Origin of the sequence: Streptomyces sp. TRM70350 (genome assembly GCF_019219825.1) — a bacterium.
In the GTDB taxonomy this organism is placed as follows: domain Bacteria; phylum Actinomycetota; class Actinomycetes; order Streptomycetales; family Streptomycetaceae; genus Streptomyces.
The window spans coordinates 245,609-260,568 of record NZ_JAHUXH010000007.1 but is presented as its reverse complement, the minus strand read 5'-3'; the positions used below and the strand labels follow the sequence as shown (position 1 = coordinate 260,568).

At 71.6% G+C, this 14,960-nt stretch carries 14 protein-coding genes; 6 read left to right on the top strand and 8 right to left on the bottom strand.

The window, feature by feature from the left end; all coding sequences use genetic code 11:
- Positions 1-234 precede the first annotated feature (234 nt).
- Positions 235-1,026, bottom strand: coding sequence for a class I SAM-dependent methyltransferase (locus KWI83_RS14410; protein ID WP_218514838.1), 792 nt, complete (start codon positions 1,024-1,026; stop codon positions 235-237).
- Between the two features lie 248 nt (positions 1,027-1,274).
- Here KWI83_RS14410 and mshA point away from each other — a divergent pair, with 248 nt between their 5' ends.
- Together mshA and KWI83_RS14400 are read left to right on the top strand one after the other, a co-directional pair.
- Complete coding sequence (gene mshA / locus KWI83_RS14405) at positions 1,275-2,615, top strand: D-inositol-3-phosphate glycosyltransferase (protein WP_218514747.1); 1,341 nt, start codon at positions 1,275-1,277, stop codon at positions 2,613-2,615.
- Positions 2,616-2,629: 14 nt separating this feature from the next.
- Positions 2,630-3,196, top strand: coding sequence for a YbjN domain-containing protein (locus KWI83_RS14400; protein WP_218514746.1), 567 nt, complete (start codon positions 2,630-2,632; stop codon positions 3,194-3,196).
- On the opposite strand, the gene KWI83_RS14395 is transcribed toward KWI83_RS14400, so the two are convergent.
- Positions 3,157-3,972 carry an AraC family transcriptional regulator gene (locus tag KWI83_RS14395; protein ID WP_218514745.1) on the bottom strand — a complete coding sequence of 272 codons (816 nt, stop codon included), beginning with the start codon at positions 3,970-3,972 and terminating at the stop codon, positions 3,157-3,159. The genes KWI83_RS14400 and KWI83_RS14395 overlap by 40 nt on opposite strands.
- Before the next feature lie 49 nt (positions 3,973-4,021).
- Here KWI83_RS14395 and KWI83_RS14390 point away from each other — a divergent pair, with 49 nt between their 5' ends.
- Positions 4,022-4,459 carry a DUF2000 domain-containing protein gene (locus KWI83_RS14390; RefSeq protein WP_256362231.1) on the top strand — a complete coding sequence of 146 codons (438 nt, stop codon included), beginning with the start codon at positions 4,022-4,024 and terminating at the stop codon, positions 4,457-4,459.
- A gap of 9 nt (positions 4,460-4,468) precedes the next feature.
- Here KWI83_RS14390 and KWI83_RS14385 read toward each other — a convergent pair whose 3' ends face one another.
- The 3 genes from KWI83_RS14385 to KWI83_RS14375 form a co-directional block, all read right to left on the bottom strand.
- Positions 4,469-5,725 carry an MFS transporter gene (locus tag KWI83_RS14385; protein ID WP_218514743.1) on the bottom strand — a complete coding sequence of 419 codons (1,257 nt, stop codon included), beginning with the start codon at positions 5,723-5,725 and terminating at the stop codon, positions 4,469-4,471.
- Positions 5,726-5,798: 73 nt separating this feature from the next.
- Entirely contained in the window at positions 5,799-7,556 is a 1,758-nt protein-coding gene (locus KWI83_RS14380) for a stealth family protein (protein ID WP_218514742.1), read from the bottom strand.
- A 13-nt stretch (positions 7,557-7,569) separates the two neighbouring features.
- The gene (locus KWI83_RS14375; RefSeq protein ID WP_256362230.1) at positions 7,570-9,312 is read right to left on the bottom strand and encodes a stealth family protein; all 1,743 of its coding nucleotides are present in this window, start codon (positions 9,310-9,312) and stop codon (positions 7,570-7,572) included.
- A gap of 202 nt (positions 9,313-9,514) precedes the next feature.
- Here KWI83_RS14375 and KWI83_RS14370 point away from each other — a divergent pair, with 202 nt between their 5' ends.
- The gene (locus KWI83_RS14370) at positions 9,515-10,276 is read left to right on the top strand and encodes a phosphoglyceromutase (RefSeq protein WP_218514740.1); all 762 of its coding nucleotides are present in this window, start codon (positions 9,515-9,517) and stop codon (positions 10,274-10,276) included.
- A gap of 76 nt (positions 10,277-10,352) precedes the next feature.
- Here KWI83_RS14370 and KWI83_RS14365 read toward each other — a convergent pair whose 3' ends face one another.
- Together KWI83_RS14365 and phoU are read right to left on the bottom strand one after the other, a co-directional pair.
- A complete protein-coding gene (locus KWI83_RS14365) occupies positions 10,353-10,601 on the bottom strand; it encodes an SCO4226 family nickel-binding protein (RefSeq protein WP_218514739.1) in 249 nt (82 codons plus the stop codon).
- 426 nt (positions 10,602-11,027) lie between these two features.
- A complete protein-coding gene (phoU, locus tag KWI83_RS14360) occupies positions 11,028-11,711 on the bottom strand; it encodes a phosphate signaling complex protein PhoU (RefSeq protein WP_218514738.1) in 684 nt (227 codons plus the stop codon).
- A 258-nt stretch (positions 11,712-11,969) separates the two neighbouring features.
- Here phoU and KWI83_RS14355 point away from each other — a divergent pair, with 258 nt between their 5' ends.
- Together KWI83_RS14355 and KWI83_RS14350 are read left to right on the top strand one after the other, a co-directional pair.
- A complete protein-coding gene (locus tag KWI83_RS14355; RefSeq protein ID WP_218514737.1) occupies positions 11,970-13,283 on the top strand; it encodes a cell wall metabolism sensor histidine kinase WalK in 1,314 nt (437 codons plus the stop codon).
- Complete coding sequence (locus KWI83_RS14350; protein ID WP_043502011.1) at positions 13,280-13,960, top strand: response regulator transcription factor; 681 nt, start codon at positions 13,280-13,282, stop codon at positions 13,958-13,960. The genes KWI83_RS14355 and KWI83_RS14350 overlap by 4 nt, the downstream gene beginning before the upstream one ends.
- A 94-nt stretch (positions 13,961-14,054) precedes the next feature.
- Here KWI83_RS14350 and KWI83_RS14345 read toward each other — a convergent pair whose 3' ends face one another.
- Entirely contained in the window at positions 14,055-14,738 is a 684-nt protein-coding gene (locus KWI83_RS14345) for a copper chaperone PCu(A)C (protein WP_218514736.1), read from the bottom strand.
- Between the last annotated feature and the right edge of the window lie 222 nt (positions 14,739-14,960).

Here is a 14,960-nt window from a genome sequence, read left to right as displayed (position 1 = left end):
CCTTACCCCCCAAACTGATTGCCCGTCAGTAACATCGAACTGCCCGGGTGATCGTGCCATGCCGAGGCGCAAAACGACAGAGGCAGTGACTCCCTCCCCCATTCCGGCCGCGTACGGCGATCCCCCCGCCTTTGTGACGAACGACTCACGGAGATCGTTCCCCGCGCTCCGAGCCCGGGAGAACGAGGGGCGAAGGCCGAACGTCCGGCACGCCAACGCCGTTGGGGGCGATGTTCACGCGCGCGGCGCCAACGCCCCCCAGCCCACGGTCACTTCCCCCTGCCGCCACCGCGCCGGACCGTCCGTCACCGGCCAGTCGGCCGTCAGGTCCCGTACGGCCCGGATCCAGCGCTGACGGGCGCCGTACGCCGCGTAGGGCGCGGCGGCGGCCCAGGCGCGGTCGAAGTCGCGCAGGAAGGCGTGCACCGGCTCACCGGGGACGTTGCGGTGGATCAGCGCCTTGGGCAGGCGTTCCGCCAGGTCCGAGGGGCGCTCCAGGGAGCCCAGCCGGGTCGCGAAGGTCACCGTGCGCGGGCCCTCCGGGCCGAGCGCGACCCACACGTGCCGCCGCCCGATCTCGTCGCAGGTCCCCTCGACCAGCAGCCCGCCCCGCGAGCCGCGCGCCGGATCGGCCGGCGTGAGCCGCGCGCACAGCCGTTCCCACACTCCGGCGACCTCCGCTTCGTCGTACTGCCGCAGGACGTTGGCCGCGCGGATGAGATGCGGCCGCTGGGGGAGCGGGATCTCGAAGCCGCCGTGCCGGAAGGCGAGCCCCTCGCGCGCGTACGGCTGCGCGGCGGCCACGCGCGCGGGTTCGATCTCGACGCCGACCACGCGCGCGTGCGGCGCGGTCGCGCGCAGGCGGGTGAGGAGTTCGACGGCGGTCCAGGGGGCGGCGCCGTAGCCGAGGTCGACCGCGACCGGCTCGGCGGCGCGGCGCAGTTCGCGGCCGTGCACGGCGGCGATCCAGCGGTCCATGCGCCGCAGCCGGTTCGGATGCGTCGTCCCGCGCGTCACCGTTCCCACGGGGCGGGTTCCTGCGCGGGCTGTCACACGTACGAGGGTATGGGCGCCCAGGGCATGCTCCTGACCGCCGCCGCACACCCGCATCCTCGAACGGCCGCACCCCGCATCCTCGAACGGTTGAGCGGCCTGCAGTAATGATTCGGCAAAAAACCATCCGCCGGAAATGGAGCGTCTCCCTCCGGTGTTGCACCCCGGTGGAGGGCCCGGCGTCCTCCGGCAGGTATGCCCGCGGCAGGGAGGAACGGCACGTGAGCCACTACGTCAGCAGGCTCGGTCGCCGCTCCCCGGCGGCCCCCTCACGGCTGCGCCTGGGCCACCGCCGCCCGCGCCGCGTCGCCATGCTCTCTGTGCACACCTCCCCGCTCCACCAGCCCGGCACCGGCGACGCCGGCGGCATGAACGTCTACATCGTGGAGCTCGCGCAGCGCCTCGCCGCGATCAACATCGAGGTCGAGATCTTCACGCGCTCCACCACCGCCGCCCTCCCGCCCGCCGTGGAACTCGCCCCCGGCGTGCTCGTCCGGCACGTCGACGCGGGCCCCTACGAGGGCCTCGCCAAGGAGGACCTCCCGGCCCAGCTGTGCGCGTTCACGCACGGCGTGATGCAGGCCTGGGCCGGTCACCGCCCCGGCCACTACGACCTCGTGCACTCGCACTACTGGCTCTCCGGCCACGTCGGCTGGCTCGCCGCCCAGCGCTGGGGCGTCCCCCTGGTGCACGCCATGCACACCATGGCCAAGGTCAAGAACGCCAACCTCGCCGACGGCGACACCCCCGAGCCCGCCGCCCGGGTCATCGGCGAGACGCAGATCGTGGCCGCGGCGGACCGGCTGATCGCCAACACCGCCGAGGAGGCCGACGAGCTGGTACAGCACTACGCCGCCCCCCGCGCCAAGGTCGCCGTGGTCCACCCCGGCGTCAACCTCGACCGCTTCCACCCGGCCGACGGCCGCGCCGCCGCCCGCGCCCGCCTCGGCCTGCCGCAGGACGCGCTGATCCCCCTCTTCGCGGGCCGCATCCAGCCCCTGAAGGCCCCCGACGTGCTGCTGCGCGCGGTCGCCGTCCTGCTCGACGAGCGGCCCGACCTGCGCTCCCGCCTGGTCGTCCCGGTCGTCGGCGGCCCCAGCGGCAGCGGCCTCGCCAAGCCGGAGGGCCTGCAGAAGCTGGCCGCGCGGCTGGGCATCGCCGATGTCGTACGGTTCCGCCCGCCTGTCGGCCAGGACCAGCTCGCGGACTGGTTCCGGGCCGCGTCCGTGCTGGTCATGCCGTCGTACAGCGAGTCGTTCGGGCTGGTCGCCATAGAGGCGCAGGCGTCCGGTACGCCGGTGCTGGCCGCCGCGGTCGGCGGTCTGCCGGTCGCCGTACGGGACGGACGGACCGGCTTCCTCGTCCAGGGGCACGATCCGGCGGCGTACGCGCGCGTGCTGCGCGATTTCGCCGACGACCAGCAGCTGTCCGCCCGGCTGGGCACGGCCGCCGCCCACCACGCCCGCTCCTTCGGCTGGGACGCCTCGGCCGCCGCCACGGCGGAGGTCTACACGGCGGCCCTGCAGTCCCACCGCCGCCGCTCCCGGGCCCCCCACGGCTGACGTACGCTGCCGCCATGGGCGATGCAGAGCAGCGGGCGGCGCAGGTCATCGAGGACGTGTTCAAGGACGCGGAGCTGGAGTGGGAGAGCCCCACACCCGGCCACTACGTCGTCAAGCTCCCCGGCACCCGCAAGCTGTCGACGACGGTCTCCCTGATCGTGGGCCGCCACTCCCTGTCGCTGAACGCCTTCGTGATCCGCCACCCCGACGAGAACGAACCCGGCGTCCACCGCTGGCTGCTGGAGCACAACCTCAAGCTGTACGGCGTGAGTTACGCCGTCGACCCGCTCGGCGACATCTATGTCACCGGCAAGCTGCCGCTCGCCGCCGTCACCGCGGACGAGCTGGACCGGCTGCTCGGGCAGATCCTCCAGGCCGCCGACGGCGCCTTCAACACCCTTCTGGAGATGGGTTTCGCCTCCGCGATCCGCAAGGAGTACGCGTGGCGCGTCTCGCGCGGCGAGTCGACCCGCAACCTGGAGGCGTTCGCGCACCTGATCCAGCGCGACGGACCGGAGATTCAGCGCGACGGGCCGGACATTCAGCGCGACGGACCCGAGGGCGGCGAGCCGTCCCGGTAGCGCCCCGGGGTCACCCCCACCAGCCGCCGGAAGTGCCGGGTGAGATGGGCCTGGTCGTAGAACCCGGTCGCGGCCGCCGCCTCGGCGGGGCGGACACCGGCCAGCAGCAGCCGCCGGGCGCGTTCGACGCGCCGGGAGTTCAGGTACTGGTGCGGCGCGATGCCGTACGCCCCGCTGAACGCCCGTACGAGATGGGCCGGATGAGCCTGGAGGAGCGAGCCCGCCTCGCCCAGCGACAGGCCGTGGACAACCCGTTCGTCGAGGAGTTCACGGAGTTGGCGGGCCAGGGCGGGGTCGGTGCGCGGGCCGGTGGTGGCGAGCCGTGGCCGCAGATGGGCGCGCAGCCGGTCCCCGACGAGCGTCAACCGGCTCTCGGCCTCCAACTCGTCACCGGGGGCGGCGAGCGCGCCGTGCAACTGCCCCACGCGCCGCCGCAACACCGGATCGCGCACGTCGGGCGCGTCGACGGCGGGCCCGATCAGGTCGTCGGTGAGCAGCGAACCGTCCAGGTACAGCACCCGCTTGCGGAAGCCGTGCGGGGTGGCGGCGAAGCCGTTGTGGGGGACGTGCGGCGGCAGCAGGGTCACCGTGTCGTGCGGGGTGCCGTGCTCGTGCCGGTCGAGGTCGTACCGTACGGCGCCGTCGTCCACGATCAGCAGCGTCCACGCCTCGTGGACGTGCATCGGGTAGGCGTACTCGGTGAAGTGGGCGTGAAAGACCTCGACGACGCCCGGGACGGGCGGCCGCCAGGCGGAGACCTCCCGCTGCTGGGCCATGCAAAGAACGTACAAGACCGGGCCGTACGACGGTCGGCACGCTGGTCCCATGAACGATTCCGCACCTGTCCGCGCCGACCGCTTCGACACCAAGATCGCCGTTCTGCTCCGTGAGGACCTGGAGACCTGGCAGCGCCTGAACGTCACCGCCTTCCTGGTCAGCGGCCTCGGCAGGGAGGTCCCCGAGGTGATCGGCGAGCCGTACGAGGACGCCGACGGCGTGCCCTATCTGCCGATGTTCCGTCAGCCGGTGCTGGTCTTCGAGGGCACGAAGGAGACGCTGACCGCGTCCCACGCGCGCGTGCTCTCCCGTGCCCTCCCGCGCGCGGTGTTCACCTCGGACCTGTTCGCGACGGGCAACGACCGCGACAACCGGGCGGCCGTGCGGGCCGTGCGGACGGCGGAGCTGGACCTGGTGGGGCTCGCCGTCCACGGCCCGCGCAATGCCGTGGACAAGGCCCTCAAGGGTGCGCGGATGCACCCCTAGGGCTTTCCGTCAGGTGGTGCTGACCTCGGGCTTCGCCGGGGCCGGCGGCGCGGCGGCCAGCGGCTCCTGCCGCGGCAGGCGGCGCATCAGGACGCCGTACCCGATCGCCGCTCCCGTGCCGACCACCGCGCACAGCCCCCACAGCCACTCCGCCCCGAACCGGTCGATGACGAAGCCGGACATCAGGGGTGCGACCAGACCGGCGACGGACCAGGACATGGTGTGCATGCCCTGGTAGCGGCCGCGGCCGTGCTCCGGGGAGAGGGCGACGACGAGGCCGGTCTGGGTGGGCGCCTGAACGATCTCGGCGAGGGTCCACACGCAGACGGTGAGGGCGAAGAGGCCGACCGACCCGGCGAAGGCGGTGAGGCCGAAGCCGTACCCGGCGAGCAGCGACGAGATGATCAGCAGCCGCCGGGGATCGCGGTGTTCGATGAAGCGGGTGACCGGGATCTGGAGCGCGACGATCAGTACGCCGTTGACGGCGATGGCCATGCCGTAGTCGGCGGGCGTGAACCCGGCCTCGCCCATCGCGATCGGCAGCCCGACGGAGCCCTGCTGGAAGATCAGCGCGCACAGGAAGGACAGCCCGACGACGCCCATGAAGCGCCCGTCCCGCAGGACGGTGCCCAGGGAGACCGGCTCGGCCTGCTTCGCCGTGGCCGCCCGGACGGGCCTCGACTCCGGCAGTTTCACGAACACGACGATCGCGCAGGCCATGGTCATACCGGCCTCGATCAGGAAACCGACGCGGTAGCTGACCTCGGCGATGAAACCGGCGGCGGTGGAGGAGATCGCGAAGCCGAGGTTGATCGCCCAGTAGTTCAGGGAGAAGGCGCGGACGCGGTCCTCGGGCCGGATGATGTCGGCCATCATCGCCTGCACGGCGGGCCGGGAGGCGTTGGAGGCGGCGCCCACCAGGAAGGCGACGGCGGCGATGGCCACCGGGTGCTGCACGAACCCGAGCAGCGCGACGGACACCGCGGTGGACGCCTGGGCGACGAGCAGCGTCGGCCGCCGCCCGAGCCGGTCGGCCAGCACGCCGCCGCCGAGGGAGAGGACGACGCCGCCGAGGCCGTACAGCGCCGCGACCAGACCGGCGTACGTGGCGGAGTGGCCGCGGTCCATGGTCAGGTACATGGCCATGAAGGTGGCCACGAACCCGCCGAGCCGGTTGATGAGCGTGCTGGTCCACAGCCACCAGAACTCGCGGGGGAGCCCGGAGACACTCTCCCGGACGGCACGTCTCAGGGTGGCTGGTGACATCGCGGATCCCCCACAGCTGTAAGTGGCCCTAGCGGCGCTCACAACTTACGAACGGGATCCGTGGATCCGCCACTCAATTAACAGGGAGCGTCAATCGTGTCGGCTGTTTGGGGATGACCCGTGGCATCCGTTCGAAGCGGCTGGGGAACGGATACTTCCGCTCCAGGAAGGCGTGGATGGCCGCCTGGGCCGCCGCCCGGTCCGCCGGGGCGGTGTCCACGTCGTTGAGGCAGAAGAAGTCGATGTCCTCGCCGGCCTCCAGGCGGGCCAGCCGCCGCCGCATGTCCGGGCTGCCCAGCTGCACATACCGGAAGCGGTAGTCGGCCGGGACGGCCCGCCCGGTCGCGATCGCCCAGTGGTGGTGCAGCGTGGACGCCGGGGCCAGGTCGGTGGTGGCGCGGAAGCGCGAGTACGAGGTCCGCTCCAGCTCCTCGATGCCCCGGCTCTCCATCTCCCGCATCACCGACAGCAGTTGCGGATGCGGGGTGTGCAGCGACTTGTGCGTGATCTGCCGGCCGTGGAACCGCCGGATCACCTCGCGGGTGTTCTTCCCGGCGGAGTTCGGGGCCGGCTCCATCGGGTGCGGGTCGCCGATCCCGAGCTTCAGCGGGGACAGCGGGATGCGGGCGACGCCGTTGCCGTGGAAGAAGTGCTCCGCCCGCACCGGGCGGTTGATGAAGACGTCGTCGTTGAAGTAGAGGTAGTGCTCCGACAGGCCCGGGATGTGGTGCAGCCGGCTCTCGATGGCGTGCGAGTTGAAGACGGGGAGCGCGTCGGCCGGGAGGATGTCCCGGTGGTCGACCACCGTCAGGCCCTTCGCGTCCGGATCCAGCCAGGCGGGGATCTGCGCGTCGGTGACGAGGTAGACATGCCGGACGAACCCGGCGTACATCTCCAGCGAGCGGAGCGCGTACTTCAGTTCGTCATGGCTGGTGTAGCGGGAGGCGCCGGTCTCGCGCGGGGCGATGTCGTTGCCGGAGGCCGCCTGGTGGGCGCGGCGCTTCGCGGCCAGCGCCGGGTCGTCCCCGTCGACCCAGGTGTACACCGCGTCGACGGGGAAGCTCACCTCGTCGATGCCCGGCTCGGCGAACGGCGCGAACGTCGGGACCCTGCGGCGGGGGCCGTCCACCATGGCCGGTCGCTGCGCCGACGCCGGAAGCACCTCGGACACCGGGTTGCGGCGCGGCGCGACGAGCGCCGACTCGAAGACGTCCGGCAGCTGGACGCCGGGCACGGTGAGATGGGAGGGGTCGGCGCCCAGGCCCCGGCCGTGCCGCCAGAACTCGATGTCGCACCCCGTCTCCAGACCGCCGAGCACCTGACCCGCCGGGCCGAGGCGCACCTCGCCGGTGCGCAGCACCGCCGCCCGCCGCAGCGCCCGCGGCAGCCGCCCGTCGGCCCACAGCACCGCCCTGGTCACGCCGCCGTCCGAACCGACGGCACCGACATACGCGGGGGTGCGGGCGAAGTGCCGCGCCGCCTGCGCCAGGACCGTGCCGCGGTACGTCTCCGAAACGCCGATCACCTGCCGGGGACCGTCGGAGGGGACCAGGAAGTACGGGGCACCGGCCGCGTCCAGCAGGGCGCACACCTGCTCCAGGTCGGCGGCGGCGGCGTCCGCGGTGGTGTAGCCGGTGACGGTACGCCCGTACAGTCGCGTCGGCCCGCAGGCGACCCGGCGCAGCCCGGGGACGACGGCCCGCAGACGGCGGCGGGCCGGGGTGGCGCGCAGCGCCCAGAGCCGGGCCCACAGCCAGAGCCCCAGGCGCACCAGGAGGTCCCGGGCGGCGCGTAGGCCCGGGGCCGTCGTGAGGCGGTGACGGATGTCCATGGCCGCGGCCCTGTCAGCTCTGCTGCTCGGAGGGAAGGACGGACTTCTCGGTCGGCTTCCCGGGCTGCTTCCCGGTCGGCTTCTCGGGCTGCTGCTTCTCGTACGGGCTTGGGAACGGGAAGTAGTTCTCCAGGAACCCGTGCATCCGGACGCTGACCTGCTCCCGGTCCTCCGGCGGCACGTCGACGTCGTTGAGGCAGAAGAAGTCGAAGCGGCGGTTGTCGCGCAGGTCGGCCAGGCGGTCGTCGGCGTCCGGGCGGCTGATGTTCACGTACCGGAAGCTGAACCTGCCCGGCACGCCCCGGCCGGTCATCAGCGCGTACTGGTACAGCAGCGGGGCCGTCATGGCGATGTCCGTCGGTGAGCGGAAGCGGGACGCCGTGGTGCGGGCGATCTCCTCCGGGAACAGCTCCTCCAGCGCCAGCAGCGTCTCGCGCTGCTGCGGCAGCGGGGTGTGCATGAAGTTGTTCGTCGTCATCCGGCCGAACTTCTCCAGCAGCAGCCGGCGGACGTTCTTGCTGGCGGAGTTGGTCGCCGTCTCCTCGGCGTGCGGCTTGCCGACGCCGATCTTCAGCGGGGAGACCGGGATCCTCATCAGGCCGCTGCCGTGGAAGAAGTGCTCGGGGGTGATCCGGCGGCCGACGAACACGTCGTCGTTGAAGTACAGGTAGTGCTCGGACAGGCCGGGGATGTGGTGCAGCCGGGTCTCGATCGCGTGCGAGTTGAAGACGGGCAGGACGCCCTCGGGGAAGATGTCGCGATGGTCGACGACCGTGATCCCCTCGGCCGTGTCGTCGAGCCAGTGCGGCTTCTGGCCGTCGGTGACGAGGTAGATGTGCCGGACGAAGTCGGCGTACATCGCAAGCGAGCGCAGCGAGTACTTCAGCTCGTCATGGCTGGTGTAGCGGGAGGCGTTGATCTCCTTGTCCAGGATCTCGGCCGTGCCGCGCTCCTGGTAGCGGGCCCGCTTGGCCCGCATCTGGGGCTCCTCGCCGTCGACCCAGGTGTAGACGATGTCCACGGGGAAGGTGACGCGATTCACGGTCGGCAGGGTGAGCGGCGCGAAGCTCGGCAGCTCCCGGTCGCCGACCCGCACGGTGGCGGGCTTCTGCTCGGCGACGGGCAGGACGTCGGTGACGCCGTTGTTGCGGGGTGCGACGAGGGACTCGCGGAAGACGTCCTCGGACGCCTGCGGCTGCACCTTCCCCAGCCGCTGCTCCCCCTGCTCGGAGGCGAGCACCGCGGCCCCGTCCTCCCAGAACTCCACGTCGCAGGCCAGCTCGGGCCCCGCGAGCAGCTGGCCGGCGGGGCCGAGGTGGTTCTCGCCTATCCGCAGCACCGGGGCTGTGCGCAGCGCGTTCGGCAGCACACCGTCCATGAACATCGCGGGGTTCTCCAGCTGTCCACCGGGCAGCGGCCGCCCGATGAACACGGCCTTCCCGGCGTTCCGCGCCTGAAGAGCGGCGAGGAACCGCTGCCGGTCGACGGCGTTCACCCCCACGGTGTGACGGGTGCGGGAGGCCGGCACGAGGAAGTAGGAGATGCCTTCCTGCTCCAGCGCGGCGACCACCAGATCGAGGTTGGCGGCGGCGGCCTCGGCAGCGGTGAACCGGGTCACGACGCGGCCGTAGAGCTGCTGGCCGCGCACCGTCACCGGGCGCAGGACCGGGTCGCCGACCGCTGCTCTGCGGCGGCGCCGCATCGTCCGCAGCTGCCAGACCCGCTCAGCGGCCTTCCGCTCGACTCGCGGTCGCATCCGCCGTGCAAAGGAACGCACCGTCACGTTCTGAGCTCCTCTTTTTCCTGGACACCTACACAGGCCTGGGACAGCCAGACGCACCAACGTCGTCGAAGGTTGGGGGGGAATCTACTTGAAATTAAACAAGCGGGGGAACCGTGGCATGGGCATGCCCCGGCAGCCCGCTCGGGCCGCTCGGGGCTTAGGTAGGCTCGAAGCCATGGCCGACGCACCGTACAAGCTGATCCTCCTCCGCCACGGCGAGAGCGAGTGGAACGAGAAGAACCTGTTCACCGGCTGGGTGGACGTCAACCTCACGGCGAAGGGCGAGAAGGAGGCGACGCGCGGCGGCGAGCTGCTGAAGGACGCCGGCCTGCTGCCCGATGTGGTCCACACCTCACTGCAGAAGCGCGCGATCCGCACCGCGCAGCTCGCCCTGGAGGCCGCCGACCGCCTCTGGATCCCGGTCCACCGCTCGTGGCGCCTGAACGAACGCCACTACGGCGCCCTGCAGGGCAAGGACAAGGCGCAGACCCTCGCCGAGTTCGGCGAGGAGCAGTTCATGCTGTGGCGCCGGTCCTACGACACCCCGCCGCCGCCGCTGGACCGCGACGCCGAGTACTCCCAGTTCTCCGACCCGCGCTACGCGACCCTCCCGCCGGAGCTGCGCCCGCAGACGGAGTGCCTGAAGGACGTCGTCGTCCGCATGCTCCCGTACTGGTTCGACGCCATCGTCCCCGACCTCCTGACCGGCCGCACGGTCCTGATCGCCGCCCACGGCAACTCCCTGCGCGCCCTGGTCAAGCACCTCGACGGCATCTCCGACGCCGACATCGCGGGCCTGAACATCCCGACGGGCATCCCGCTGTCCTACGAACTGGACGCCGACTTCAAGCCGGTCGTGCCGGGCGGCACGTACCTGGATCCGGAGGCGGCTGCGGCGGCTATTGAGGCGGTCAAGAACCAGGGCAAGAAGAAGTAAGCCCAACTGATCAAGCCAGGAGCGACCCCCTGTCGACGCCGTGTTCGCGGCAGGGGGCCGCAGCTCGGACGGCGTGTCAGATCGTCAACGGCACCGGATGGATCTCGTCCGCCTTGTGCCCCGCGCGCTCGTGGATGCGCTGCACCGCCTCCGCCGAGGGCGCCTCGGAGAGGCAGTAGACGATTCCGGAGTCCGGGTCCGCCCAGGCCTGCTTGAAGTGCACGCCCTCTTCCTTCTCTATGGCGAGGTCGGCCTGGTGGGCCTCGTGGAGCTGGTCCGCCGTGATGCCCCGCATGCCGCGGTGGACGTCCATGAACTGGGTCATGGCCCGCACCTCCTTCCCGTGCTGCCCGGTCGGTCGCTTCCTCCTCCATCTCCATGCTGCGCCCCGACGCCCCCCGCGGCGACGCGAAGGGCCCCCGGCCATCGCGCTGGGGGCCCTTCACCGTCGCAAGGACGTAAGAAATCCGGTCAGCCGCACTGACAGGGATTCCCCTGCTGGCACCCACACGTGCACCCCGAGCCGCAGCCGCACGCGCCGATCAGCGTCAGGCTCCTGATGTCGGCGGGCTGCTCGGTGGGGCGTTCCTGCGTGGGCTCGGGCGTCGTCGTACGGGGCGTGCTGGGGGATTCGGCCATGGGTCCCTCCTCAAGGCACTGTGCCTGTGCCCATTTCATGCCCGCTTCGCCGGGCGCATCAACGGCGCACGGAGGCGGAAACGCGCCCCTACCGGTACCCGGGGGTGCCCGCTCAGGCCCCGTCCACCCCCGGCACCATGTCCGCCTGCAGCTCGTCCGCGTGCTCACCGGTCACCAGGAACACCACGCGCTTGGCCACCGCCACCGCGTGGTCCGCGAACCGCTCGTAGTAGCGGCCGAGCAGCGTCACGTCCACGGCCGTCTCGATGCCGTGCTTCCAGCGGTCGTCCATCAGGTGCTGGAAGAGGGTGCGGTGCAGCAGGTCCATCTCGTCGTCGTCATGTTCGAGCTGCATCGCCAGGTCGATGTCCTTGGTCACGATGACCTCGGCCGTCTTCGCCATCAGGCGCTGCGCGAGCTGGCCCATCTCCAGGATCGTCGCGTGCAGGTCGTGCGGGACGGCGCGCTGGGGGAAGCGCAGCCGGGCGAGCTTGGCGACGTGCTGGGCGAGGTCGCCGGACCGTTCCAGGTCGGCGCTCATCCGCAGCGACGTGACCACGATCCGCAGGTCCGTCGCCACCGGCTGCTGGCGGGCCAGCAGGGCTATCGCCCGGGCCTCCAGGTCGTGCTGGAGGTCGTCGACCTTCTTGTCGGCCTCGATGACGCTCTCGGCCAGCTTCAGGTCGGCGTCGAGCATGGCCGTCGTGGCGCGTCCGATCGCCGACCCGACCAGCCGGGCCATCTCGACCAGGCCGTCGCCGATCGAGTCAAGTTCCTCGTGGTACGCGTCCCGCATCAGGGCTCCCTCTCGTGCGATCTTCTTCGGGGATTCAGGGGGTTCATGGGGCCTGCAGGAGCGCCGCGCGTGTCCGCCGGGACCCCGTCGTGAACCGGTGTTACGAACCCCACGCTCCCACGTTCCGGGCCCTACGCGTCCGTTTCGGCCACCCCAAATGAATCAACACTGGCTCCAAGGTGAACTCTGGGCGACGAGTGTTCGAGCCGGTACTCGGACGGCTGTGGGCAAGGGGTAGTGCATGCCTAACCTGGGTGCATGGACGTGAACGCGGCGGTCGCCGCAGCGGCAGCGATCGCCGGTGTGCTCACCGGCGTCATCGCCATGCTGGCGTTCCGCTGGAGCGAACGCGACCTGAAGCGGCCCACCCGCACCTCCCTGCACACCGACCCGGTGCTGCCACCGGGCGTGGACACCGTGCTGTCCGTACTGCGCTCCTCGGCCGTCGTCCTCGACGAGGCCGACGCCGTCGTCAAGGCCAGCTCCGCCGCCTACGCCCTCGGGCTGGTGCGCGGCGGCAAGCTCGCCGTCGACCCCATGCTCCAGATGGCCCGCGACACCCGGCGCGACGGCGAGATACGCCAGGTGGAGCTGGATCTGCCCCGGCGCGGCTCCGGCCGCGGCGAGGCCCTCGCGGTCTCCGCCCGGGTCGCCCCGCTGGGCTCCCGGCTGGTGCTGCTGCTGGTCGAGGACCTCACCGAGGCCCGCCGGATAGAGGCGGTACGACGCGACTTCGTCGCCAACGTCAGCCACGAGCTGAAGACTCCCGTCGGCGCGCTCTCCCTCCTGTCCGAGGCCGTCATGGACGCCTCCGACGATCCGGAGGCCGTGGAGCGTTTCGCCGGACGGATGCAGATCGAGGCGACCCGGCTGACGAACCTGGTGCAGGAACTCATCGACCTCTCCCGGGTGCAGAACGACGACCCGCTGGAGGACGCCGAACCGGTCCGGGTGGACGAACTGGTCGCCGAGGCCATGGACCGCTGCCGCCACCAGGCGGGCACCAAGCAGATCACCATGGCCTCGAACGTAGGGGCGCCCGAAGGGCTCGATCAGGGTGGTGGGCGACGGGCGGACGGCACCGCCGACCTGCACGTCTGGGGCAACCGCAGCCAGCTGGCCGCGGCCCTGGGCAACCTGGTGGAGAACGCCGTCAACTACTCCCCCGCCCGCACCCGCGTCGGCATCGCCGCCCGCCGGGTCAGCGGCTCCGGCGGGGACATCATCGAGATCGCCGTGACCGACCAGGGCATCGGCATCTCCGACAAGGACAAGGAGCGCATCTTCGAGCGCTTCTACCGCGTCGACCCCGCCCGCTCCCGTGCCACCGGTGGTACGGGCCTCGGGCTCGCCATCGTCAAGCACGTGGCCGCCTCGCACGGCGGGGAGGTCACGGTGTGGAGCTCCGAGGGACAGGGCTCCACGTTCACGCTGCGGCTGCCGGAGGCGGGTCCGGCCCGCGACCGGGCGCACCAGCACCCCGCCCTCGACGACGAGGCCGGGCAGTCCGCCGACTCGTCCCCCGCAACACCCCCGTACGAATCGCTTCCCGCCCCGGAGGTCCTTCCGTGACCCGTGTGCTCGTCGTCGAGGACGAGGAGTCCTTCTCCGACGCCCTGTCGTACATGCTCCGCAAGGAGGGCTTCGAGGTCGCCGTCGCGACCACCGGGCCCGACGGACTCGACGAGTTCGAGCGCAACGGCGCCGACCTCGTCCTCCTCGACCTGATGCTGCCCGGGCTGCCGGGCACCGAGGTCTGCCGCCAGCTGCGCGGCCGCTCCAACGTCCCCGTCATCATGGTGACCGCCAAGGACAGCGAGATCGACAAGGTCGTCGGGCTGGAAATAGGAGCCGACGACTACGTCACCAAGCCGTTCTCCTCGCGCGAGCTGGTCGCCCGTATCCGGGCCGTCCTGCGCCGCCGCGGCGAGCCGGAGGAGGTGGCCCCGGCGGCCCTGGAGGCCGGCCCGGTCCGGATGGACGTCGACCGCCACGTGGTCACCGTCGGCGGTTCCAAGGTCGACCTCCCCCTGAAGGAGTTCGACCTGCTGGAGATGCTGCTGCGCAACGCCGGCCGCGTCCTGACCCGCATGCAGCTCATCGACCGCGTCTGGGGCGCCGACTACGTCGGTGACACCAAGACCCTCGACGTCCACGTCAAGCGCCTGCGCGCCAAGATCGAGCCGGACCCGGGCGCGCCGCGGTATCTGGTGACGGTGCGGGGTCTGGGCTACAAGTTCGAGCCGTAAACCGCGACCCCGAGCAAGCACTGAAGGGCGGGACCTCCTGGCGAGGTCCCGCCCTTCTTTGTTACGGCCTTGTCCGCGGACTTTCGTACGACGCTCAGTGCCCGGCAGTGTCGCCCGCCGCCGACTCCGTGGCCGACGCGGACGCCGGGTCGGTCGGCGTGCCGGAGGCGGCCCCGGCCTCGTCGCCCGTCGCGCCGCCCTCGCCGTGCTCGCCGCCCGCCTCACCGGTCTCGCCGGCCTCACCGGTCGGCGAAGGGCTCGCCGCCGGGCTGCCGCTCGGGCCCCACGCGGCGTAGTAGCCCTCGGCCGGGACGATGAACGCCCGCAGGCTCACGTCGCCGGTCTCGCTGAAGGAGAAGGTGACCTTGTGGGCGTCGCCGTCGGTGAGGGACTCGGCGTTCTGCAGGACCGCCGACGCGTTCCCCTCACCGCCGATGACGACCGAGCCGCCGGCCGGGACGGTCAGCTCGCCCTTGCCCGACGCGGGGGAGAGCTGGACCTGCTGGGCGCCGTCGAGCTTGATCGACTCAAGCGTCTGGGGACGGTCACTGGAGTTGAAGACGGTGGCGGAGACGACGGCCGGGCCGGTCGCCTGCGGGTCGGCCTGGGTGATGACCACCGCGTTCTGGATCTTGATGTCGCCGACGCTGGTGGCCGCGTTGTCCGGCCTGATCTGCAGCGTCTGCGCGTTGTTGCCGGCGCCGCAGGCGGCGAGCGAGGCGATCGAGAAAGCGATGGCGGTGGCGGCGAGGGCGCCGCGTCGAAGGCTGCTGCTCACGGCGGCGGCAACTCCTTGGAACGCAGGGGCGGCTGTCCTGGTAAAGCCGCCCTAAGTGGCTGTCAGCGGGCCTTAGGTTACCGAGCCGTTCCCGGACGGCCGCACCCGACCCTCCCCCGCGCCCGCCCGGCTTCCCTCAGCGGGGGGTACACAGGGCCTCCCTGTTCGGCGCGTCCGGCGCTCGTACGGCATTCACATAAGCCTTCGCGAAATTTAGGTGAA

What these genes read in the sequence shown, in the direction of transcription:
- KWI83_RS14370 (WP_218514740.1), top strand. Translation starts at nt 9,515, where the DNA reads ATGGCCGACGCACCGTACAAGCTGATCCTCCTCCGCCACGGCGAGAGC.
- KWI83_RS14365 (WP_218514739.1), bottom strand. Translation starts at nt 10,601, where the DNA reads ATGACCCAGTTCATGGACGTCCACCGCGGCATGCGGGGCATCACGGCG.
- KWI83_RS14395 (WP_218514745.1), bottom strand. Translation starts at nt 3,972, where the DNA reads ATGGCCCAGCAGCGGGAGGTCTCCGCCTGGCGGCCGCCCGTCCCGGGC.
- KWI83_RS14375 (WP_256362230.1), bottom strand. Translation starts at nt 9,312, where the DNA reads ATGCGACCGCGAGTCGAGCGGAAGGCCGCTGAGCGGGTCTGGCAGCTG.
- KWI83_RS14390 (WP_256362231.1), top strand. Translation starts at nt 4,022, where the DNA reads ATGAACGATTCCGCACCTGTCCGCGCCGACCGCTTCGACACCAAGATC.
- KWI83_RS14400 (WP_218514746.1), top strand. Translation starts at nt 2,630, where the DNA reads ATGGGCGATGCAGAGCAGCGGGCGGCGCAGGTCATCGAGGACGTGTTC.
- phoU (WP_218514738.1), bottom strand. Translation starts at nt 11,711, where the DNA reads ATGCGGGACGCGTACCACGAGGAACTTGACTCGATCGGCGACGGCCTG.
- KWI83_RS14385 (WP_218514743.1), bottom strand. Translation starts at nt 5,725, where the DNA reads ATGTCACCAGCCACCCTGAGACGTGCCGTCCGGGAGAGTGTCTCCGGG.
- KWI83_RS14380 (WP_218514742.1), bottom strand. Translation starts at nt 7,556, where the DNA reads ATGGACATCCGTCACCGCCTCACGACGGCCCCGGGCCTACGCGCCGCC.
- KWI83_RS14355 (WP_218514737.1), top strand. Translation starts at nt 11,970, where the DNA reads ATGGACGTGAACGCGGCGGTCGCCGCAGCGGCAGCGATCGCCGGTGTG.